General features: G+C 64.3%; 18 protein-coding genes. 13 read left to right on the top strand and 5 right to left on the bottom strand.

Annotated features, from left to right (window positions below; genetic code table 11):
- Positions 1-107 precede the first annotated feature (107 nt).
- The 9 genes from hpnD (at position 108) to cls (ending at position 12,416) form a co-directional block, all read left to right on the top strand.
- Entirely contained in the window at positions 108-1,064 is a 957-nt protein-coding gene (gene hpnD, locus E3E12_RS07020; RefSeq protein WP_141443664.1) for a presqualene diphosphate synthase HpnD, read from the top strand.
- The gene (gene hpnE / locus E3E12_RS07025; protein WP_141443665.1) at positions 1,061-2,344 is read left to right on the top strand and encodes a hydroxysqualene dehydroxylase HpnE; all 1,284 of its coding nucleotides are present in this window, start codon (positions 1,061-1,063) and stop codon (positions 2,342-2,344) included. Before hpnD ends, hpnE begins: the two co-directional genes overlap by 4 nt.
- Positions 2,345-2,586: 242 nt before the next feature.
- Entirely contained in the window at positions 2,587-4,518 is a 1,932-nt protein-coding gene (shc, locus tag E3E12_RS07030) for a squalene--hopene cyclase (RefSeq protein ID WP_141443666.1), read from the top strand.
- A 129-nt stretch (positions 4,519-4,647) separates the two neighbouring features.
- The gene (locus E3E12_RS07035; protein WP_141443667.1) at positions 4,648-5,286 is read left to right on the top strand and encodes a nucleoside phosphorylase-I family protein; all 639 of its coding nucleotides are present in this window, start codon (positions 4,648-4,650) and stop codon (positions 5,284-5,286) included.
- Between the two features lie 209 nt (positions 5,287-5,495).
- Positions 5,496-6,332 (top strand): 30S ribosomal protein S2, encoded by an 837-nt coding sequence (gene rpsB, locus E3E12_RS07040; RefSeq protein WP_141443668.1) that lies wholly within the window; start codon positions 5,496-5,498, stop codon positions 6,330-6,332.
- A 177-nt stretch (positions 6,333-6,509) separates the two neighbouring features.
- Complete coding sequence (gene tsf, locus E3E12_RS07045; RefSeq protein ID WP_141443669.1) at positions 6,510-7,418, top strand: translation elongation factor Ts; 909 nt, start codon at positions 6,510-6,512, stop codon at positions 7,416-7,418.
- 147 nt (positions 7,419-7,565) lie between these two features.
- Positions 7,566-8,366 (top strand): DNA repair protein RecO, encoded by an 801-nt coding sequence (gene recO, locus E3E12_RS07050; protein WP_240810475.1) that lies wholly within the window; start codon positions 7,566-7,568, stop codon positions 8,364-8,366.
- Between the two features lie 223 nt (positions 8,367-8,589).
- Positions 8,590-10,803 (top strand): DNA topoisomerase IV subunit A, encoded by a 2,214-nt coding sequence (parC, locus tag E3E12_RS07055; protein WP_141444170.1) that lies wholly within the window; start codon positions 8,590-8,592, stop codon positions 10,801-10,803.
- Between the two features lie 65 nt (positions 10,804-10,868).
- Complete coding sequence (gene cls, locus E3E12_RS07060) at positions 10,869-12,416, top strand: cardiolipin synthase (RefSeq protein WP_240810476.1); 1,548 nt, start codon at positions 10,869-10,871, stop codon at positions 12,414-12,416.
- 74 nt (positions 12,417-12,490) lie between these two features.
- Here the strand turns inward: cls and E3E12_RS07065 are convergent, their stop codons facing one another.
- The 4 genes from E3E12_RS07065 to E3E12_RS07080 form a co-directional block, all read right to left on the bottom strand.
- Complete coding sequence (locus E3E12_RS07065) at positions 12,491-13,264, bottom strand: endonuclease/exonuclease/phosphatase family protein (RefSeq protein WP_141443670.1); 774 nt, start codon at positions 13,262-13,264, stop codon at positions 12,491-12,493.
- Positions 13,261-14,871: a YifB family Mg chelatase-like AAA ATPase gene (locus tag E3E12_RS07070; protein ID WP_240810477.1), complete on the bottom strand. Its 1,611-nt coding sequence runs from the start codon at positions 14,869-14,871 to the stop codon at positions 13,261-13,263. The genes E3E12_RS07065 and E3E12_RS07070 overlap by 4 nt, the downstream gene beginning before the upstream one ends.
- A complete protein-coding gene (gene serA, locus E3E12_RS07075; RefSeq protein WP_141443671.1) occupies positions 14,828-16,090 on the bottom strand; it encodes a phosphoglycerate dehydrogenase in 1,263 nt (420 codons plus the stop codon). Before serA ends, E3E12_RS07070 begins: the two co-directional genes overlap by 44 nt.
- A gap of 200 nt (positions 16,091-16,290) precedes the next feature.
- Positions 16,291-17,172, bottom strand: coding sequence for an inositol monophosphatase family protein (locus E3E12_RS07080; protein ID WP_141443672.1), 882 nt, complete (start codon positions 17,170-17,172; stop codon positions 16,291-16,293).
- Positions 17,173-17,232: 60 nt separating this feature from the next.
- On the opposite strand from E3E12_RS07080, the gene E3E12_RS07085 reads away from it, so the two are divergent.
- The 4 genes from E3E12_RS07085 to smpB are packed head-to-tail and all read left to right on the top strand — an operon-like array spanning position 17,233 to position 20,563.
- Entirely contained in the window at positions 17,233-18,078 is an 846-nt protein-coding gene (locus E3E12_RS07085) for a 3-deoxy-manno-octulosonate cytidylyltransferase (protein WP_240810478.1), read from the top strand.
- A complete protein-coding gene (locus E3E12_RS07090; protein ID WP_240810479.1) occupies positions 18,075-19,082 on the top strand; it encodes a prephenate dehydratase domain-containing protein in 1,008 nt (335 codons plus the stop codon). The genes E3E12_RS07085 and E3E12_RS07090 overlap by 4 nt, the downstream gene beginning before the upstream one ends.
- Positions 19,079-20,020, top strand: a complete 942-nt coding sequence (gene dapA / locus E3E12_RS07095; RefSeq protein ID WP_141443673.1) for a 4-hydroxy-tetrahydrodipicolinate synthase — start codon at positions 19,079-19,081, stop codon at positions 20,018-20,020. Before E3E12_RS07090 ends, dapA begins: the two co-directional genes overlap by 4 nt.
- 54 nt (positions 20,021-20,074) lie before the next feature.
- The gene (gene smpB / locus E3E12_RS07100) at positions 20,075-20,563 is read left to right on the top strand and encodes an SsrA-binding protein SmpB (protein ID WP_141443674.1); all 489 of its coding nucleotides are present in this window, start codon (positions 20,075-20,077) and stop codon (positions 20,561-20,563) included.
- A gap of 1,270 nt (positions 20,564-21,833) precedes the next feature.
- On the opposite strand, the gene E3E12_RS09110 is transcribed toward smpB, so the two are convergent.
- The gene (locus E3E12_RS09110) at positions 21,834-22,490 is read right to left on the bottom strand and encodes a cold-shock protein (protein WP_286206887.1); all 657 of its coding nucleotides are present in this window, start codon (positions 22,488-22,490) and stop codon (positions 21,834-21,836) included.
- Positions 22,491-22,604 lie beyond the last annotated feature (114 nt).

Consider the following 22,604-nt stretch of genomic DNA (forward strand, 5'->3'; position numbering starts at 1 on the left):
GCTGGTTTGGGGCTACAACGTCCCCACTAATTCTGGGTCCCCACAATTTTGGCCCTGGACCAGCCCTGTTCACGCCCACCCCTTGTTCTGACAACGGAGCGTCACCCATGAAGCAGACGGACAAAACCGCCCACGCCCCAGCCAGAGGCCGCACCACCCCCGTGGGGCTGGTCTGCGCCCCCTCAGACATGAGGGCTGTGGAAGCCATCGTGGAGCGTTCAGGCACGTCTTTTGGCAAGGGAATGCGCATTCTGCCGCCGCTGCGGCGGGAAGGTTTGTTTGCTATTTACGCCTTCTGCCGCCTGGTTGATGACATCGCTGATGGTGACACGGACGACAAAGACCCCAAAGCGGCGCTTGAACTGTGGTCGCGCCGCCTTGACCGCCTTTACAAAGTCCCCACCCAGGCTGACGGTGAAAGCCAGGATGGCGCCAGCAGCGCACCGCTGTCCCCCCCAACGCCGCTTGAACGCGTGCTGGAGGCCGCCATTGAGCGCTTCCACCTCAAGCGCGCTGATTTCCAAGCCATTATCGATGGTATGGCCATGGATTGCGGCACACCTATCGTGGCCCCTGACGAGGAAACGCTGGACCTTTACTGCGACCGCGTAGCCTCCGCTGTGGGGCGTTTGGCTGTGCGGGTGTTCGGCACACCCCAGCCCCAGGGTGATGAGCTGGCCCACCATCTGGGCCGCGCGCTCCAGCTGACCAACATCCTGCGCGACATCTCAGAGGACGCCAGCCGAGGGCGCATCTACCTGCCAGCCAAGCTCCTGAAGCGCTTCAAGGTGCCTGCCCAGCCTTCGGAACTGCCTTACGCGCCAGGGCTTGATGGCGTCTGCCGCATCATGGCCCAGCGCGCGCGCGACCATTACAGGGCAGCCAAGCGCATTATGAAGCAATGCCCGCCCTACAGCGTGCGCCCTTCACGCCTCATGGCCGCTTCCTATGAAGTTGTCCTGGACGCGCTGGAGAAGCGCGGTTGGCGCAACCCGGATATCGCCCTCCGCCCCAATCCCTGGCGCAAGAAGCTGCGCTTGCTGATGGCGGGGCTGGGGCTGTGAACCACGTCCACATCATCGGTGGGGGCCTGGCGGGGCTGGCCGCTGCTGTGGAGCTGGCGCCCCAAGCCCGCGTCACCCTTTATGAGGCGGCGCCCCATTGCGGCGGGCGCGTGCGTTCCTTCCACACACGCTCGCTTGACACGGTGATTGACAATGGCAACCACCTTATCCTCTCAGCCAACCATTTGACGTTCCGCTACCTGGACACGCTGGACAGCCGCCACACCCTCAAAGGGCCTGGCCAGCCCCTGTTCCCTTGGTACGATTTGGCTGACGGCACCGCCTGGACGCTCAACCTCTCCAAAGGGCGCGTGCCGTGGTGGCTGCTGAACCCGCGCAGGCGCGTGCCTGGCATGAAAATGGCTGAGATCGCCTCCCTCGGGCGCATTTTGCGCGCAGGGCCTGAGAAAACGGTGGCTGAATGCCTGCTGCCTGGTGAGTTCAGCCGCCGCCTTCTGGTGCCATTGGCGCTTTCAGCCCTCAACACGGATGTTGAGTCAGCCAGTGCTGAGCTGTTCGCGGCCATCATCAAGCGCACCCTTATGAAAGGTGGCCAGAGCTGCTGCCCTTGGACAGCCGCCCATGGGCTGAGCGACACCTTCATCAACCCCGCTGTGGCCTTCATTGAACGCTTTGGCGGGGCTGTGCGCACGCGTTGCCGCGTGGCAGGGCTTGAGCGCGCCCATGGGCGCGTCACCAAGCTGGAGACCGTCAGCGGCCCTGTGGAGATTGGCCCTGATGACAGCGTGATTGTAGCGCTGCCAGCCACGCAGACCCTCCACCTCCTGCCTGAAATTCCAGCGCCAGATGGTTTTGAAGCCATCCTGAACGCCCATTACGCTGTGCCAGGCGGTGTGCGCACGCGTGGCGTTGTCAAGAAGGCGGGCTTCATCGGCATGGTTGGGGGCATTGCCGACTGGGTGTTCATCCATGACCGCATCTTGAGCGTGACAGTTAGCGGCGCCAACCGCTTCATGGAGGATGACAGTGAAACGCTGCTGGCGCACATTTGGTCAGACATCCGCCAAGCTTTGAAGCCCGCTGTGGAACAGCCACTGCCCCTCACCATGCCTGAAGGGCGCCTTGTGCGGGAGAAGAAAGCCACATTCGCTGCAACCCCCCTCCAGGCTGGCCAGCGCGCTGGGGCTGCTGGGCCTTGCTTGAACCTGGCCTTAGCAGGCGCTTGGACGGACACAGGCCTTCCCTCCACCATTGAGGGGGCCATCCAGTCAGGCCTGGCCGCTGTGGCAGCCCTTGGTTACCGTAGCGCCTGGGACTGAACGGCTCCTGGCCGCAAGCCCCCAGGCAGGAACGGGCAAGGTCCCCTGCCAGCCTATGGGGTGGATGGAAACACTTCCGTAATGAACGGGATGAATTGTCGCCTGAATTTATGGTAACACTGCGCCAGGGCCAGGGAAGCTGAGTGTGCCCCATAGGCAGCACCGCCCCCACAGAGCGTTGCGCCCCCCTTCGTTCCAACAGCAAACAGGTTGTCCGTGTGAGCCAGAGTGCGCTTTCATCAATGAATGAGTCTGACGTGGTTGAACAGGCTGTAGACGCTGCCCATGGCGCCCTTCAGGCCATGCAGAAAGCAGATGGCCACTGGGTGTTCGAACTGGAGGCTGACGCCACCATTCCAGCTGAGTACGTCCTGCTGGAGCATTTCCTTGACCGCATCAACCCTGAGTTGGAGCGGAAGATGGGCGCCTACCTGCGCCGCATCCAGGGGGCACATGGTGGCTGGCCCCTTTATGAGGATGGCGATTTCGACCTTTCAGCCAGCGTGAAGGCCTATTTCGCCCTTAAAGCCCTGGGGGACGACCCTGAAGCCCCCCACATGCGGCGCGCCCGCACGGAGATCCTGCGCCATGGCGGGGCGGAGCGCGCCAACGTGTTCACCCGCATCCAGCTGGCCCTTTATGGGGAGGTGCCGTGGGACGCCGTTCCTGTGATGCCGCCTGAGATTATGCTGCTGCCTTCAGCTGGGTTCTTCTCAGTGTGGAACATGGCCTACTGGTCGCGCACGGTCATTGCGCCCCTGCTGGTGCTGTGCGACCTGCGCCCCATCGCCGTTAACCCGCGCGGTGTCCATGTGCAGGAATTGTTCTGCACGCCGCCTGCGCAGATTAAAGATTGGATCAGGGGGCCTTACCGCTCCTGGTGGGGGCCCGTGTTCAAAGGGCTGGACAGCGCCTTACGCCCCATGGTGCGCCATTTCCCCAGGAAACTGCACAAAAAGGCCATGCGGGCTTGCCTGCGCTTCATTGCCCCGCGCTTGAGTGATGGCGGGCTGGGGGCCATTTACCCTGCCATGGCCAATGTCGTCATGATGATGCGCGCCCTAGGCGTGCCTGACAGCGACCCGCGCGCTAAGCAGGCCTGGCAGGCGCTGCAGGACTTAATGGTTGACCGCGGCCATGAAGCCTACTGCCAGCCCTGCGTCTCCCCCGTGTGGGACACAGGCCTGGCTGGCCTTGCCATGCTGGAAGCAAGCGATGGTCCCCGCGCCACATTGCCTGAGGCCACGCGCCGCCAGCTTGCTAGCACAGCGGCCTGGTTGCGCAGCCAGCAAATCCTGGATGTTGTGGGCGATTGGGCTGTGAACGCCCCTGGCCTGCGCCCTGGGGGGTGGGCTTTCCAATATGACAACGCCTATTACCCAGACGTTGACGACACAGCCGTTGTGGGCATGTTCCTGCACCGCCAGGACCCTGTGGAGAATGCCGAGGCCATAGCGCGCGCGCGTGAGTGGATCATCGGCATGCAAAGCCGCGATGGCGGCTGGGGCGCTTTTGACATCGATAACGACCTTGATGTCCTCAACCACATCCCCTTCGCTGACCATGGCGCCCTTCTTGACCCGCCAACGGCGGATGTCACGGCGCGCTGCGTCTCCTTCCTGGCGCAGCTTGGCCATGCTGAGGACAAGCCTGCCATCGAACGCGCCCTGGCGTGGCTCCGCAAGGAGCAGGAGCGGTCAGGAAGCTGGTTTGGGCGCTGGGGCACCAATTACATTTACGGCACTTGGTCTGTGCTGTGCGCCTTCAACGCGGCTGGCGTTCCGCCAGAGGACCCAGCAGTGCAAAAAGCCGTGGCGTGGCTGGAGCGCGTGCAGCGCCCTGATGGCGGCTGGGGGGAGGACTGCGCCAGCTACGAAGGCGCGCCAGAGGGGGTTTATGAGGAAAGCCTGCCCAGCCAGACGGCCTGGGCCCTGCTGGCGCTGATGGCCGCTGGCCGCCACGGCACCAAGGCCGTTGAGCGCGGCGTGGCCTGGCTGGCCGCCCAGCAGGACGGTGAGGGGCGCTGGCATGAGAAACCCTTCAACGCTGTTGGTTTCCCTAAGGTCTTCTACTTGCGCTACCATGGGTACAAGCAGTTTTTCCCCCTGCTGGCGCTGGCGCGTTACCGCAATTTGGAAGACAGCAACACAGGGCGCGTTGAACACGGTTTTTAAAGGGCTTCTGAAAAGCCACACGGTCAAACCCACCAGCAACCACGGGGCGGCTTTGGCACGGGGCAAGCCGCGCTGCCCCTTGCACAAGGCCTGGCGCCTTGTGCGCTTAATACCTTGAAGGAGCAGAACATGCAGGAGCAGGACATGAGGCTTGGCATTCTGACTGGCCTGGCAGAGGAAGCAGCCTTGGCTGCGCGGCACTTCCCCCAGGCGGCCATCGCCACCAGCGGCGCCACCCAAGCTGGGGCGGAGCGGGCGCTTGGCGCACTGAAGGCGGCCGGCGCCACCCACCTGCTTTCCTTTGGTTACGCTGGCGGGCTGGCGCCCTGGGTGCAGGCTGGGTCCATCATGGTGCCTGAGGCCGTCATGGTGGAGGGGCAGCTGGTGCCGGTCAGCGCTGAACTGGCCAAGCAGTTCGGCGTGGTGGATGGCCATGTTCTGCACAGCCCCCACATGGTGCGCCAGGCATCTGAAAAAGCCGCCCTTTATGAGCGTACAGGCTGCGCCATGGCTGACATGGAAAGCGGCCTTGTCGTGACTTCTGGCCTGCCAGCCGCCGTGCTGCGCGTGGCGTGTGACGTGGCTGGTGAAACCCTGCCGCCAGCAGCTTGCCAGCCCTTGCGGGGCAACAAGCCAGATATGGGCGCCATCCTCCAGAACGTGCTGCGTAGGCCAGGCCAGCTGCCTGCCCTCATCACGTTGGGGCGCCACAGGGGGGCTGCGCGCCAAGCCATGGAAAAGCACCTTCATGGGCTTGACCTGGCCTGAGGGCCAAGGCGCGCCTAAAACTGGTTCCTACCTGTCACCTACCTTGCCCTGGGCGCCCAAAACCGCTATGGAGTGCGCAACCAGCCCTGCCAGCCCGGCGGGGGTGGTGATTCCGCACGCATGGCCGGGTCCTCCTGGTGTTGGGCTGGGGCACACCCACCTGATGCGCGCCATGCGGAGGCACAACCAGAAACGACAGGCACACAATCATGGCCCTTCCTGAATTCACCATGCGCCAGCTCCTTGAAGCCGGTGTTCATTTCGGTCACAACACCCGCCGCTGGAACCCAGCGATGGCGCCTTACATTTTTGGCGTCCGCAACCAGGTCCACATCCTTGACCTGCAGCAGACCGTCCCCCTGCTTGACCGCGCTCTTAAGCAGATCCGCGACACCGTGGCCGCTGGCGGCCGCGTTCTGTTCGTTGGCACCAAGCGCGCCGCTGCTGAGCCCATCGCCGAGGCCGCCCAGCGCTGCGGGCAGTACTACGTCAACCACCGCTGGCTTGGTGGCATGTTGACGAACTGGAAGACCATCACTGGTTCCATCAAGCGTCTGCGCGCCATTGACGACATGCTGGCTGGCGACACCGCCGGCCTGACCAAGAAAGAGATCCTTGACATCACCCGTGACCGCGAGAAGCTGGAGCGTTCACTGGGCGGCATCAAGGACATGGGCGGCCTGCCCGACCTGCTGTTCGTCATCGACACCAACAAGGAGAAGCTGGCCGTTGAGGAAGCCCGCAAGCTGGGCATTCCTGTTGTCGCCATCCTTGACAGCAACTCCAACCCTGAAGGTGTCGCCTTCCCCGTGCCTGGCAATGATGACGCCATCCGCGCCATCACCATGTACTGCGACCTGGTCGCAGGCGCTGTGCTGGACGGTATCTCCGCTGAGCTGGCTGCCTCTGGCCAGGACCTTGGCGCTGCTGAAGAACTGGAAGGCCAGGTCGCCCTTGAGGTCGCCGAAGCCGCCAACGCCGCTGACCTGAACGCTGCTGAGGCCGCCCCCGCCCAAGAAGCGCCCAAGGCTGCCGCTAAGGCCTGATTCTAGCTGGCCTGGGGCACCCCAGGCTGCTGGCTTGACTGTGGCCAGGCCCGCCAACCCTCCGGGCTGGCTGGGCTTGCCCCAGCCGTTCCCCGCCGGCCCCGCTTAGCGCAGCGCTTTGCAGGGCATGTTGGTGGGGCGGCACCTTTTCCGCACCCCAAGCAGGAAACACTATTCATGGCAAACATTACCGCAGCCCAGGTACGCGAACTGCGCTCCACCACTGGCGCCGGCATGATGGACTGCAAAAAGGCCCTGGCTGAGACAGACGGCAAAATGCAGGACGCCATCGACTGGCTCCGCAAGAAGGGCCTTTCGCAGGCCGCCAAGAAATCTGGCCGTACCGCTTCCGAAGGCCTGGTGGGTGTTGCTTCCTCTGGCCGCAAAGCTGCCATGGTGGAAGTCAACGCTGAGACAGACTTCGTGGCCCGCAACGAGGCTTTCCAGAACGCTGTGGCCCAGATCGCCGAAGCCGCCCTCAAGGCTGGCAGCGACTTGGACGCCCTCAACAAGGCCATCCTGCCTTCAGGCCGTTCCGTTGCTGATGAGCTGACGCACCTTGTGGCTACCATCGGGGAGAACATGACCCTGCGCCGCGCCGCTGTGCTGGAGGTCCCCTCAGGCGTGGTGGCAAGCTACGTTCATGGCGCGCTGCGCCCTGGCGTGGGCCGCATTGGCGTGCTGGCCGCGCTGGAGGCCCCCTCTGAAAGCGCAGCGATTGAGGAGCTTGGCCGCCAGGTGGGCATGCATGTGGCCGCCACCCGCCCAGCCGCCCTTAAACGGGAGGACGTCGCCCCAGACGCCCTGGAGCGTGAACGCTCTGTGCTGATGGAGCAAGCACGTGCCTCAGGCAAGCCTGATGCCATCATTGAGAAGATGATCGATGGCCGCATCCGCAAGTTCTATGAGGAAGTCGTCCTTCTGGAGCAGACCTGGGTTTTGGATGGCGAATCCAAAGTCCAGAAAGTCCTCGACAAGGCCGGCGTGAAGCTGGTGGCTTTTGACCGCTTCCAACTTGGTGAAGGCATTGAGAAGGAAGAAAGCGACTTCGCCGCTGAAGTCGCCGCCGCTGCCGGCACCAAATAAACCTGCGGACAGGTCCAGCCTGCCCCTGGCGTGTGAGCCTGCACGTCCCCCAGCCCTTTGTGGCTGGATGGGGCGGCAGGCTTTTTCATGCCCCAAGCCGGCCCAGCGCCCCCTAGCGCCTGGAAGACGTAACGCGTGGAGGAAGCGATGATTGAGTGGCAAACCCCAGCCGTGGTGCTGGATGGGCACGACAGTGGTGAGAATGGCGCCATCATCACCTTCCTGACAGCGGAACACGGCCTGCGCCGCGCCAGTGCCCTGGGGGCGCGCGCCCGCAGCCAGCGCTCGCTTTGGCAACGCGGTAACATCATCCTGGCCAGTTGGAAGGCGCGCCTGCCAGAGCAGCTAGGCCATGTGCGCGGCGAAATGCTCCACCCCGTCAGTGCTGTGTTGATGGAAAGCCCGCAAAGCCTGGCCGCCCTCAACAGTGCTTGCGCCCTGTGCTTGGAAACCCTGGCAGACAGACAGCCCCACCCGCGCCTGTTCGAAGGGCTGGTGCAGCTTCTGGGGCAGCTTTGCCGCAACCCTGGCCAGGTCCCTTGGGCGGATATCATCAATTGGGAACAGCTTCTGCTGGCGGAGCTTGGCTTTGGCCTTAACCTCGCTTCCTGTGCGGTCACGGGGGCCAAGGCTGGGGAAGGTGCTGTGCTGGTGGGTGTCTCCCCCCGCACTGGCCGTGCCGTTAGTGCTGCAGGGGCCGGGCGCTGGCGCGACCGCCTGCTGCCCTTGCCGCCTTTCATGGTGCCTGGCGCGCCAAGCACCACCCCCACCACGGCGGAAGCCCTGATGGGCCTGCGGCTGACAGGGCATTTCCTGCGCCAGGATGTGTTTGACGCTGTCCACAAGCCCCTGCCCCTGGCGCGCGCCACGCTTGAGGCAGACCTGGGGGCTGCCCTTCCCAGCCCTGGGCCAAGCCCCCTTCGAGAGGGGAGTGAAAAGGGGGAATGAAAGCGCATTTTTGCGCTGTTTCCTGCCTATTTCCTGCCCGCGCTTGGTGTTTGATGTGCTAAAGTGGGGCCTGAAAACAAGCGGAGAAGCAAACAGTCCCTAGGCCTTTGGCTGGCCTGGCACAAAGCGGTTGGACTGCACAATTCAGGACAGTGAAAGCGTTGACGGCGTGACAGCATCAAACAGGAAGAAAACAGCGACCAACACCCCCACCAAAGTAGCGCTGGCGGAGAGGCCGGCTGGCACCATCCGCAATGTGCCGTTGATTGAGGCTTTGAGCGAGCGCTACCTCTCCTACGCCCTTTCCACCATCACGGCGCGTTCGCTGCCAGACGTGCGCGATGGCCTCAAGCCTGTCCACCGCCGCCTGGTCTATGCCATGCATGAGCTGAAGCTGAACCCGGAAGCTGGTTTCAAAAAATGCGCCCGCGTTGTGGGGGACGTCATCGGCAAGTACCACCCCCATGGGGATGCCGCCGTTTATGATGCGCTGGTGCGTTTGGCGCAGGATTTCGCTGCGCGCTACCCCTTGGTGGAGGGACAGGGCAATTTCGGCTCCATTGATGGCGATGGTGCAGCCGCCATGCGCTACACGGAAAGCCGCCTGACCTTCACAGCGCAAGTGTTGCTGGAGGGAATCGGTGATGACGCGACCGATTTCCGCCCCACCTATGACGGCGAAAACCACGAGCCCACCGTTATGCCTGGCCTTTTCCCCAACTTGCTGGCCAACGGCGCGGCCGGCATTGCTGTGGGCATGGCCACCAACATTCCCCCCCACAACGCTGTGGAGCTTTACAACGCCGCTGTGCGCCTGGCTGAAAACCCAGCGGCTACGGTTGATGATTTGCTGGTTGACATCGGCGGTCCTGACTTCCCCACAGGCGGTGTCCTGGTGGAGGACAAAGCCACCCTGAAGGCTGCCTATGAAAGTGGGCGCGGTGCTTTCAGGGTGCGGGCGCGCTGGCAGGTGGAGGATCTGGGGCGCGGCCAATGGCAGGTGGTGGTTACGGAACTGCCCTACCAGGTGCAGAAAGGCCGCTTGATTGAGCAAATCGCCAGCGCGATGGAAAAGAAGAAGCTGCCCCTCTTGGCTGACGTGCGCGATGAGAGCGCTGAAAACGTGCGCCTGGTGCTGGAACCCAAGAACCGCTCTGTCGCGCCTGAAATGCTGATGGAGACGCTGTTCCGCACCACACCGCTTGAGAACCGCTTTAGCCTCAATATGAACGTTCTGGACGCTACAGGGGTGCCTGGGGTGCATTCGCTCAAGGCCGTTCTGCAGGCCTGGCTTGACCATGCCCACGACGTCTTCAAGCGCCGCGCCGCCCACAGGCTGGAGGGGGTGCGCCGCCGCTTGGCCATCCTGGACGCTTTGATGACGGTCTACCTCCACCTGGACAGCGTGATTGCCATCATCCGCGATGAGGACGACCCCAAAGCCGCGCTGATGGCAGCTCATAGTCTTGACGAGATGCAGGCCAACGCCATCCTGGACATGCGCCTGCGCTCTCTCAAGCGCTTGGAGGAGGCAAGCCTGCGCAAGGAGCGCACGGCCCTTGCCAAGGAGGCCGCCACCCTTGAGGGCTTGCTTGGTTCCGAACGCAAGCGCTGGCGGAAGTTGGTGGCTAATCTGCGCGCCATGGCAGCGCTTTACGCAGCCAGGCCAGAGGGCGCGCGCCGCACCAGCCTGGCTGCCGCTCCAGCTGAGGTGGACGTTAGCGCCGCTGTGGAGGACATCGAGCGCGAGCCCGTCACCGTGGTGCTGTCGCGCCAGGGCTGGCTGCGGGCGCTCAAAGGGCACGGCCTTGAAACGGACAAAATGCGCTTCAAGGATGGTGACGAGGGCTGGTTGGCCATTGAGTGCGAAAGCACAGACAAGCTTGCCCTGATGTCAAGCGGTGGGCGCGCCTTCACCCTGGCTGCGGCTGACATGCCGCGTGGGCGCGGCCATGGCAAGGCTGTGCGCACCATTGTGGACGTCCCCCCTGAGGACCAGGTGGTGGCGCTGTTCCCCCTGCGTGACGATGAGTGCCGCCTGTTTACCACAGCGCAAGGGCGCGGCATGAAGGTGCGCGGCGCCAGCCTGGCCGCTGAGAAACGCACGGGGCGACAGGTGGTCAACCTGCGTGAGGGCGACAGCCTGGCCCATTGCCAGCTTGTGGAAGGCGACAGCGTTCTTCTGGTGGGCAGCCACCGCAAAGCGCTAGCCTTCCCGCTGGAGCACGTGCCAGAAGTCACGCGCGGGCAAGGGGTGCAGTTCCAGCGCTTGCCAGAGGGGGCCTTTGTGCGTGAGGTGAGAATGTTCGACAGTGCTGAAGGGCTTGTGTGGCGCCCAGGCCAACGCCAGCGCAAGCCAGCTGACCTGGAGAAGCTTTTTGGCCGCCGTGGCGCCGTGGGGCGCCAGGCGCCGCAATGGATGCTGCGCGAAGCCTGAACAAACCGCGCCTAACGTGCCCTGCCGCTGTGGCTTGTGCGCGCACATGAGGGGAGAACCAAGCCATGTCCATGCTGCCCACACCTGCAGACCAAGAGAGAATGCTGGCTGCCCTTGTGCCTGATTCACTGCCGCCACACCTGCAAAAGCGCCTTCTGGGTGCGCTGCGGAAAGTGGATGGGGCATTGGTCGCGCGTTTCAAACGGGCCACATCGCCTTTACACATCACCCTGGAGGTGGCGCGGCTAGGCTGCGCTGTGGGGGCCACGTTCCACATCCTGCTGACCAAGCGCAATACGGCCGCCGCCATGGGCTGGATCGGCGCCTGCTGGATGCGCCCTTTCAGCGGCACGCTGCTTTACCTGACATTTGGCATTAACCGCGTCCAGCGCAAAGCGCAGCGCCTGATGAACCGCTGCGCCCTTCCAGCCAGCGTGCCGCTGCAGTCGCTGGCCTGCAACCCGCCAGGCCCCCTGCAGCCCCTGGTGCGGATGCTTGACCTCATCACCGACAACAAGCTTCTGCGCGGCAACAGCGTCCAGCCCTATTTCAGCGGTGAGGCAGCCTATCCCGCCATGCTGGAGGCCATCAACAGCGCCAAGACGTCCATCGTGCTTGGGGTCTACATCTTCGCTGACGACAAGGTGGGCAAGCAGTTCATCAAAGCGCTGGCCGCTGCCGTCCGCCGCGGGGTGGCTGTGCGTGTCCTGGTGGATGGCATCGGCAGTGGCTATTTCCGCAGCCCAGCCTATGACGCCCTCAGGAAGGCTGGCGTGCCGGCTGCGCGCTTCATGCACTCCTTCTGGCCATGGCAGATGACGTTCATCAACCTGCGCCTGCACCGCAAAATCCTGGTGGTGGACGGGCGCGTGGGCTTCACGGGGGGGATGAACATCACCGTGCACAACCTCGTCCACCTCAAGCAGCCCTACCCCATCGCTGACACCGCCTTCCGCATTGAAGGGCCCACAGCGTTGCAGCTGACGGACACCTTCGCGCGCGATTGGGCCTTCACCACAGGCGAGGTCCTCGATGGGCCCACCTTCTTCCCCAATCCAGAGACGCCAGGCACCATTCCAACGCGCATTGTGGCTTCCGGCCCAGACAGGGACATGGAGCGGATCGAGTACACCATGCTTCAAGCCGTCATCCTGGCCAAAAAGCACGTGTGTTTCATGACGCCTTACTTCATCCCTGATTCGCGCCTAGCCACGGAGCTTGGCCTGGCCGTGCTACGCGGTGTGCAGGTGGACCTCATCGTGCCACACCCCAGCAACCATCCCTTTGTCGACCATGCGCGCGACTTCTACCTCCGCCCCTTGGTGAAGGTTGGCGTGAACATCTGGTACGGCACCCAGCCCTTCAATCATTCCAAGCTGATGACGGTGGACGGTGAATGGGCCTTGGTGGGCAGCGCCAACATGGACCCGCGTTCGCTCCGGCTGAACTTCGAGGCTGACGCTGCCATCCATGACCAAGCCGTCACGCGCAAGGTGCTTGATTACATGCTGGCCCAGCGTGAGGAGCAGCTCACCATGGCCATGATCCGCCGCTGGCCTTTGTGGAAAAGGCTGCGCAACAGCATCTGCCGCCTACTTTCGCCCTATCTGTGAGGGCCCTATCTGTGAAGGCCTTGCCCAAGGCTTAAAGGGCTGGGCTCAAGGGCTGCGAGCCCCAGCCCCACCCCTTAAACGGGGGAAGGTTGAAGCAGCAGTGAAATAGGTTTGTGGTCTGAGCCAAAAGTGGGCAGCGTACCGCGTTCCAGAGCTTGGAAGCCACGCACCAGGCAGCGGTCCAGGCGCAGGGGGATGCGCTTAAGCATTAAGTGGGTGCGCGCGCGCGGCCCAACATCCTTGAACTCTCCCAAAAGGGCCGGGCCAACCTGGTTGAAGTCCCCCATGATGATGGCACGTTCCAAAAGGCCCGCGCGCAGGTGCCGCAGCTGGCGCCTGTTGAGGATCTGCCCGTGGGAGAGGTGGACATTAGCGATGCAGAAAGGCCCAAACGGCGCCTGGAAACGCATAACCTGCGCATTGCGCCGCACGATCATGCCAGGTGGCAGGGGGTGGAGGGCCGGTAGGGCGTCAAAAGGCAGGCGACTCCAGCAGGCAGTGCCGTGGGGGCGCCCTGGCAAGCAGGCGCGGGCATAGTGGCCGCCCAGCAGCCCTGGTAAGGCGTCCGTCATGGGTAGGGCTTCCTGCATCAGCAAAACGTCAGGGTTGGTCAGATCCACCAAGCGCAGGACGTCATGAAGGGTGGCGCCTTTGATATGGAGCAGGTTCCAGCTGACGACACGCAGCCAAGGCGGGTTGGCAAGCCCCCCCTGGCCTTGGGGCACAATGCTGGAGTGTGGGGTGCCAGGCTGCGCGGGGGGGAAGGCGCCTACCTGGGCGCTTGGGGTGGGGCGTTCTGGCGCGGCGCCTGTGGGGGTGGTTGCGCTGGTGGGCGGGGAAATGGTCATGAATGCACCCTGTAGCCCAACGCCTCCATGACGTGGGCTGGAAGAACGTCAGCGCTGCCAGCTAGGTCGGCGATGGTGCGCGCCACGCGCAGCAGCCGTGTAATGCCACGGTTGGAAAGGCGCAAGCGTAGCGCCGCTTCCTCTGTGCGGGTGCGGGCTTCCCTGTCCAGCGTAATCGTGCTGGCGTCCGCCATGGCGTTGGGGTGGCCCTGGCGTTCCACAGCGCGGCTGCGCGCAGCCACCACGCGGGCACGGACGGTGGCGCTGTTCTCCCCTGCTGGGGCGCGCATGATCTCAAGGGGGGAAAGAGGGGAGATGCGCACTTGAAGGTCGATGCGGTCCAAAAGCGGGCCAGAGAGGCGTGCCGTGTAATCCTCCCCGCAGCGCGGCGCTTTGCGGCAGGCCCGCTCAGGGTCGCCCAGATAGCCGCAGCGGCAGGGGTTCATGGCCGCCACGAACTGAAAGCGCGCTGGGTAAGTAGTGTGGCGCTGGGCGCGGGCAATAGTGATGGCGCCTGTCTCCAGCGGTTGGCGCAGGGCCTCAAGCGTGGGGCGGGCGAATTCGGGTAGCTCATCAAGGAACAGGACGCCGTCATGGGCCAGGCTGATTTCCCCTGGGCGGGCATGGGTGCCGCCGCCAGCCATGGCGGCCAAGCTGGCGTTGTGGTGCGGCGCGCGGTAAGGCGGCCGCAGGACGAGCTGGCCTGGCGCCAGCAATCCCGCCATGGAATGAATGCGCGAAACCTCCAGGATCTCTTCTGGTGATAAATCGGGCAGCAGGCCAGGCAGGCGCGCTGCCAGCATGGACTTGCCTGTGCCAGGGGGACCGTTCATCAAAAGGGAGTGGCCGCCAGCTGCTGCGATTTCAAGCGCGCGCCGCCCAATGGCCTGGCCGCGCACGTCAGCCAGGTCTGGGCCATAATCAGGTTCCTGGGGGTGGGGGGCTGGCACGGGCGGCAAAGGCGCAACCCCCCTGAAATGCGCCACCAAGGCTGGGAGCGTGTCAGCCCCGGTGACGGGCAGTTCAGGGTGACCCCAGCGGGCCTCCACCCCTTGGCTGCGCGGGCAGACAAGCGCCAGGCCTTGCTGCGCCGCCGCCAGGGCTGCGCACAGAACGCCAGCCACGGGGTTGAGGCGCCCATCGAGCGCCAACTCCCCCAACGCCATGCGCCCCTGGGTGGCTTCTGGCGGCACCACCCCCATGGCCGCTAGAAGGGCCAAGGCGATGGGCAGGTCATAATGAGCTCCCTCCTTGGGAATATCAGCTGGGGTAAGGCTGACCAGGATGCGCTTGGCCGGCAAAGCCAGCCCCATGCTGGCGCAGGCGGCGCGCACGCGCTCGCGTGCTTCCGCCACGGCTTTGTCAGGCATACCCACAATCAGGAAAGCGGGCAGCCCTGAGGAGATGTGCACTTCCACCGTGACAGGCACGGCCTCAATCCCAGCGAAGGCGCAAGTCTCCACCCGCGCCAGGCTTGGACTGCCTGCCCTGCCTGGGCCGCTGCCAGCCGCCTGGCTTGACGATGGCTGGCCTAACGTGGTGCCCCCCGCCATCATGTCCCGCTCAGCCCGCCGCCCTGATGAGGCGCGTTCTGATGGTGCCTTCAAGCTGCCCCAACCTAGCGAGGACGTCACCTTCACCCGTGCCGGCCCCCAGCGTGGCCTCCACCACCACATAGCCAATGCCGCCATCAGTCTGCAGGTACTGCGCTGTGACGTTGCAGCCTGTTTCAGCCATCACGTCATTGACTTGGCGCAGGATGCCAGGGCGGTTCTGGTGCACATGCATGAAGCGCATCCCCTCTGGCCTGGCTGGCAGCTGCACCTCTGGGAAGTTCACCGCACCTAGTGTTGCGCCAATGTCTGAGTAGGTGGCTAGCTTGCGCGCCACCTCCTGGCCGATGCGCTCCTGCGCCTCCAGCGTGGAAGCGCCGATGTGGGGGGTGAGGATGACGTTGTCGCAGCCCTGCAGCGGGCTTTCAAAGGGGGTGGAGGCGTTCTTCGGCTCCACCGGGAACACGTCAGCTGCGGCGCCAAGCAGGTGACCCTCCGCCAGGGCGCGGGCTTCAGCTTCCACATCCACAATGCTGCCGCGCGCGTTGTTGATGAGAATGGCGCCTGGCTTCATCAGGCGGATTTCGCGCTCGCTGATCATGTTGCGGGTGGTGGGCAGTTCAGGCACGTGCAGGGTGACGATGTCCGATTCTCGCAGCAGCTCCTCCAGGCTGCGGGTGGCCTGCGCGTTGCCGTGGGGCAGCTTGGGGGCGATGTCGTAATAAAGGACGTTCATCCCCATGGCTTCTGCCAGGATGGACACCTGCGAACCGATGGACCCATAGCCCACGATGCCCAGCGTTTTGCCGCGCACCTCGTGGGAGTGGGCGGCGGATTTGTCCCAGCGGCCCTGGTGCGCCCCGGCGGAGCGGCTTGGCACGCGCCGCAGGAGCAGCATAGCCTCCCCCATCGTCAGTTCCGCTACAGAGCGCGTGTTGGCGTAAGGTGCGTTGAAAACAGGCACGCCCGCACCGCGCGCGGCCTCCAAATCCACCTGATTGGTGCCGATGCAGAAACACCCAATAGCGATGAGACGGTCGGCGGCCTCAATGACCTCACGCGTCATCTTGGTGCGGCTGCGGATGCCAAGCAGGTGCACGCCAGCCAGTGCCTCCTTGAGGGCGTCCCCCTCAAGCGCGCCTTTGAGGGTGCGTACCTCATGGTAGCCTTGTTCAGCCAAGGCTTCGATGGCGCTGGGGTGCACCCCTTCCAGAAGGAGGACGCGGATTTTGTTCTTAGGCAGGGAGAGTTGCGGCTGGGGACGATTGGTCATCGGGGCCTCCATGGCGCTGGTGCGGGCACGGCCTGGCACAGCAGGAATGGTGAAGACCCCTGTTAAAGCACTTAGGCGGTGGAGTCACCTGACCCGGTTCTGGAAGCGGCCCTTTGGCGGTTTGGCCTTGGCCAGGTAACCCGGCCCGAATGGGGGGCTGCGGCAGGTGGTTTGGGCCATCCCTTCAGCGCATTTGGTGGTTAGCGCATTGGGTGGGCGCCAAGGGCTTCCACCGCCTGCTTGTGGAGTGTGGGGTTGGCTGCTGCCAGCACTGTGCCGCCACTCTGGTCGCCCTTTTGGGGGGTGAAGGTCAGCGGGCGTCCCTGCCAGTCGCTCATCACGCCGCCTGCGCCCTCCACCACTGGCGCTAGCGCGGCCCAGTCCCAAGGTTTCATGGTGTCTTCGGCGATAAGGTCCAGCTGCCCCAGCGCCAAAAGGCCGTAAGCGTAAGCGTCCCCGCCCCAGCTCATGCGGGCGGCCTGGTTTTGCAGCGCCTTGAAGGCTGCCTGGTTGGCGGGCGCGATGATTTCAGGCGCTGTGCAGGAGAGTTCCGCCTGCCCAAGGGCGCGCCCTTGGCGTGTGCCCACGGTGCCCGGGAAGCCCTTGCTGCTGGCGTAGTGGGTTGGCCCGCCCAGCACAGCGTGCCAGCGTTCGCCTGTTACCGGTTGGTCCACAAGGCCCAGAACGGGCCTGCCATGGTGCAGCAGCGCCACAAGGGTGCAGAAGCTTGGGCGCCCCGTCAGGAAGGCCCTTGTGCCGTCTATGGGGTCAAGCACCCAAAGCCATTCAGCCATGGTGGCTGGCGTGGTTGGGGCGCCGTGCGCGCCTTGCGCCAGGCCGCTTTCCTCCCCCAGGACGGCATGGTTGGGGAAGGCCTGGGCCAGGTGGGCGCGCATGGCTTCCTCCGCTGCTTTGTCAGCCACCGTCACGGGGCTGCCATCCTGCTTGACCTCTGCTTGCAAGGGCTTTCTGAACAGGGGCAGTGCGTGGCGGGCTGCTTCGTCAGCGCAATAGTGGGCTGCGCGCAGGGCGCGTTCTAAAATGTCGCGTGGCGGGGCTGCAAAAGCGTTGTCGTCTGGCATGATGGGCACATCGCTTGGTTGGGCCGCTTTCAAGGCTGGCTGGCCGGGCTGGAAATGTACATGATAGGCCCCATGATGTCCTTGATGCCAGCTGCACCAACACCAGAACGCCCCCGCAACCCCGCTGTGGTCATTCCAGCGCGCCTTGCCTCCAGCCGCCTGCCGCGCAAAGCCCTGCTGCCTTTGGCGGGCCAGCCCATGGTGGTGCATGTGGCCCGCGCAGCCTTGAAGGCAGCGCTGGGGCCGGTGATCCTAGCGGTGGATGGTGGGGAGATGGCTCAGGCCCTTAGCACCCCGCTGGCAGAGCTGGAGCGTGAGGGCATGGGCGCAGTGCAGCTGGTGCTGACCGACCCCGCCCTGCCCAGCGGGTCTGACCGCGTGGCGGCAGCGCTGGCGTTGGTGGACCCAGAGAAGCGCCACGACGTTGTCGTCAACGTTCAGGGCGACCTGCCACTGGTTAGACCTGAACACATCCAAGCAGGGCTGGAGGCGCTGCTGGTGGGAGGGCAGGCCATGGATATCGGCACGCTGGCTGCGCCCATCCACCACCAGGCGGAGGCAGAGGCACCCTCTGTCGTCAAAGTGGCCTGCGCCCTGGGGCCAGGGCGGAACAGCGCACGCGCGCTTTATTTTTCGCGCGCTGTAGTGCCAGGGGGGCACGGGCCGCTTTGGCACCATGTGGGCCTTTACGCCTGGCGCCGCCCCGCGCTGGAGCGCTTCGTGGCGCTGCCCCCCAGCACACTGGAGAAGCGCGAATCGCTTGAGCAACTCCGCGCCCTTGAAGCTGGCATGACTGTGGGGTGCGCTGCTATTGATGAAGCCCCCTGGGGGGTGGACACCCCTGATGACCTGGTGCGCGCCCGTCTCCTCCTGGAAGGGGCCGGGGAAGAGGAAGGTGTGTTGTGAGCGCGCCTGCCCCCTCCCCAGCCCACCAGGAGAACGCCCCTTTGGGCAACGTTCTAGGCACCATTGCTTTCCAAGGGCGCCCTGGGGCCTATTCAGACCTGGCCGCGCGCCAGGCCCGCCCTGGTTGGGCTACGCTGCCGTGCCCCAGCTTCGCTGCTGCCATCAACGCCGTGCGCTTTGGTCAAGCTGATGAGGCCCTGCTGCCTTGCGAGAACACGCTGGCTGGGCGCGTGCCTGAAATCCACGCCCTGCTGCCAGATGCCGCCCTGGTGCTGGTGGGGGAGCATTTTATGCCCATCCACCACTGCCTTTTGGCGCTGCCAGGCACGCCTTTGGGGGCGGTCAGGCGCGTCCATACCCACCCGGTGGCTTTGCTGCAAATCAGAGATTATCTGGCTGCCCAGGGCCTGGAGGGCGTCAGCGCCTTTGACACGGCGGGCGCTGCCGAACTGGTGGCTTCATGGGGTGACCCTTCCCAAGCCGCCGTGGCCTCCGAACTGGCTGGCACGTTGAATGGGCTGGAGGTCCTGGCCCGCCATGTGGAGGATGCAGGCCACAACACAACGCGCTTCTACTTGGCTGCGCCGGAAGGCGCCCACCACCCCCAAGGCTGCAGGGACGCCCCCCATGGCCTGATGACGACCCTGATTGTGGAGGGGCCGAGCGTGCCAGGGGCCCTTCATGCCATGCTGGGCGGTTTTGCTACCCATGGCGTCAACATGACGCGCATTGAAAGTTACATGAAGGGGGGACGCTTTGACACGCCATGCTTCCTAATGGATGTGGAAGCCGCCCCAGGCCAGCCCGCCATGGACGCTGCCCTCCACGCCCTGGGCCGCACCTGCGTAAGCGTGCGGGTGCTTGGCGTCTACCCTCGCAGCGCGTACAGAGGGGGCCTGGGTGAAGGCCAGCCAACCTGGAGGGCGCAGGCCAACCCTTCACAGACCGAACCATGGGGCGCCCCCTCGCCTGGGCGGGCGCCTGGCAACGGAGAGACGCCATGAACGCCACCCCCACCCCCAAACGCTGCGCAACAGGCCGCCACAAGGGGCGCGCCGTCAATGAGGTGTTCAGGGGCGTGTTCACAGCCCTAGCCACCCCTATGGCCGTTGACGGCAGCCTGGATGAAGGGGCCTTCACGCGCCACGTGCAACGCCAGGTCGCAGGCGGCGTGCGCGGCCTGGTGCCCATGGGCACGACAGGCGAAAGCCCCACCCTGACCCATGAGGAACACGGGCGCGTGGTGGCGCTGTGCGTCAAGGCAGCTGAAGGCCGCGTGCCCGTCATGGCGGGCGCTGGGTCCAACTGCACCAGGGAGGCGGTGAACATGGCGCGCTTCGCCCACCAGGCGGGCGCTGACGCCCTGCTGGTGGCGGTGCCCTACTACAACAAGCCCACGCAGGAAGGGCTTTACGCGCACTACATGGCCATTGCTGACGCAACCCCCCTGCCGCTGTGGATTTACTGCATCCCCGGCCGTTCCGTGGTGGATGTCAGTGTGGAGACCATGGCGCGCCTGGCGCGCCACCCCAACATCGCCGGCACCAAGGACGCGACCGCTGACCTCACACGGCCCATCGCTGTGCGCCGTGCTGTGGGGGCGGGGTTCAACCAGCTTTCCGGGGAGGATGGGTCCGCCCTCTCCTTCAGGGCGGCTGGCGGCCATGGCTGCATCAGCGTGACGGCCAATGTGGCGCCTGAACTGTGCCAGCGCCTGCATGATTTGTGGGAGGAGGGCAAGCTGGAGGAAGCCATCGCGCTCCAGGATAAGCTGACACCCCTCCATGACGCCCTGTTCGCTGAAACCAGCCCAGGCCCCGTGAAGTACGCCATCGCTAAGCTGGGCTTTGGGGCGCCCTGCCTGCGCTTGCCGCTGGTGGCCCCCAGGCCTGCGACCCAGGCGCGCCTTGACGCCGCTATGGCCGCCCTGGGCCTAGTGTGAGGGCACGCCCACGCCCTGTTCGGGCTGGAACACCAACACGGCAAAGGAACAGCCATGGCTGAGAAGAAAGCGCGCAAAACACTGATTTCACACGGCATTGTGGCGCAGAACCGCAAGGCCAGGCATAACTACGCCATTTTGGAGACTGTGGAGGCTGGGCTGGTGCTGAAGGGGCCAGAGGTCAAAAGCCTGCGCCTAGGCCGCGCCACCATCACGGAAGCCTACGCTGGCGAGCGGGGGGGGGAGATGTGGCTCGTCAACGCCTACATCCCTGAATATCAGGGCGGCGTCCTTTCGCGTTTTGAGACGCGCGCGCCGCGCAAGCTCCTCCTCCACCGCAAACAGGTCAACAAGCTTCTGGGCGCTGTGCAGAAGGAGGGGATCACCCTTGTGCCGCTTGACATCCACTTCAATGAGCGCGGCCAGGCCAAAGTTCTTCTAGGGCTGGGCCAGGGCAAGAAGAACCATGATAAGCGCCGCGCCATGGCAGACCGTGACTGGCAGCGCGACAAGGCACGCCTGATGCGCGACAAAAACCTCTGACCATGCGGGGTAACCCTTAGGACCTGAGGTTCTGAGGGATTGAAAGCCCAAAGGTTTTGGGAATGATGGACAAGGAGTGCGCCAGCACCGTGGCGGCGGCCCTGCGCGCTAGGATGGCTTAAGGGCTTCATTTCCCCTCTCTCTCCGTGCCCCTCTCCAGCGCCTTCAATGATTTCACCGCCTTGCCTCCAAAGCGCCATGGACATGGACACCCTGGCTTGAGGTGGCACCATGGCGGACAGGGTCGGGCAGGCTTTTGGACTGCTGAAGGGTGGGGGGGATGGCAAACCCTTGTTGGGCATTCCACCCCCTGGGGCACTTGCCCTGAGGGTGCTTGCTTATTCAAGCTCAGCTCAAAGGGAGTTTGAGGGTGCCTGGCGAAGCCGTGCTTGGAATCGCAGCCCTTGGCCGTGCAGGGCTGGAGCCGTGAGAGGGGGTAGGCCCAAGGGAAAGCGATGAAGGAAGCTTTCTTGGTGAAGCTGTTGCCCTGATTGAACTGGCGAGCGGGGGGCAAGCCTCTTCAAGAGGTCAGATAAAAGGTCAAAGCCTTCATGCCCCTCTGGCAAGGGTGGTGACCCACACGCCTTAATGAGCGGCCATCGTGAACAAGCTTCAATTCAAACCCAAAAGAAGGGGCCGTAGGGTGCTTGGTGGCCCCGGCGGCGACCGGGGCCTAACACACAATGAAAGGCCCATCACATGACTAACAAACCTAACATCACGGGCCATTCTAACACCAAAGACCATGGCGTGGGCTACCCCTAATGGCTTTTCCTGCCCAACAAAGGCTCGAAAACCGTCAACCATGGGCAGGCAAAGCCAACCATTTGAACAGTGTACAAACGTTGTTCAAACGCGCTTTGAACTGTTCTGGGTGGGCGCCTTTGCCGTGAACCGCCTTTCAGGCGGCAGCAGGCTGGAAACATCAAAAAGCAGCTGTTTTCAGGCGCTTTCAACCATGTCAGGTTATGGGCCCTGCTTCCCTCACGATGTGCTGAGGCCAGTAGTCGATGAGGCCAGTAGTCGATGAGGCCAGTAAAGCCAGCGCGGCAGGCGCAAGCGCTTCCCACACGCGCCGTTTTTCTGGGAAAACAGCTTGGAAACCAGCCCAAGAAAAAACCCATCCCCTCCACAAAGGAAAGGATGGGTGGCTATGCCATCAGTCAGGCCATGGCGGCAATCGGGCCGTGGCACTGGCTGTGCCTGCCGGTGCGCCTTCAGTCCGGGCCAAGACGGGGACACAGGGCGCACGCAACAGGAAGGGTGGTTGTCAAACAGGCGTGACGCTCAGCGCCTCAGGGCCTTTGTGGCCCTGGGCCACCTTCATGTCCACCTGCTGGCCGTCAGCCAGGTTGTCCAGGCCAGAGCGGCCCAGGGCGGAAGCGTGGATGAACACATCCTTGCCGCCGTTCTCAGGGGTGATGAAGCCAAAACCCTTGGTGGGGTTGTACCACTTGACCGTGCCGCGCATGTCCTGGGCGGTGGACATGTCAGGGGCAGCGCCGCCAAAGCCTGCGCGCGGCCCGCTGGGGCGGCTTGTCGGGGCTTCTGCCGTGCTGGCATCAAAGGAGAGGATCTCAGCCACTTGGCGCCCCTTGGGGCCCTGGCCCGTGCGCACCGTCAAGGTGGTGCCAGGCTCCGGCGTGGGGTGGCCAGCATCGTTGAGGGTGTTGGCGTGCAGGAACACGTCACCGCTGCCGTCGCTCAACCCAACGAAGCCAAAGCCACGCTCCGCGTTGAACCACTTGACGGTCGCGCCAACTTCCGGGCCGCTGGCGATGGGGCCACGGCCAGGACGGCGCGGCGGGCGCCCCCCCCCGAAACCACCCCCCTGGCCACCCATGAAGGATGGCTCTGAGGGGAAATCACGGTCAAATCCGCCGCGGCGGGGTGAAAAAGAGCTGCGGTCGGTTCGGTTGTTTCTCAAAGTCTCGTTCCGCGTATAGTCTGGGAGGGAAAAAGCCCCGCCACGGCTTACAGGCCGCTGGGGCCTGGGCACGGGCAAAGCCTGGCCCGCCACACAGAAGCAGGCCATGAAACA

Origin of the sequence: Formicincola oecophyllae (assembly GCF_006542395.2) — a bacterium.
Classification (GTDB): Bacteria; Pseudomonadota; Alphaproteobacteria; order Acetobacterales; family Acetobacteraceae; genus Formicincola; species Formicincola oecophyllae.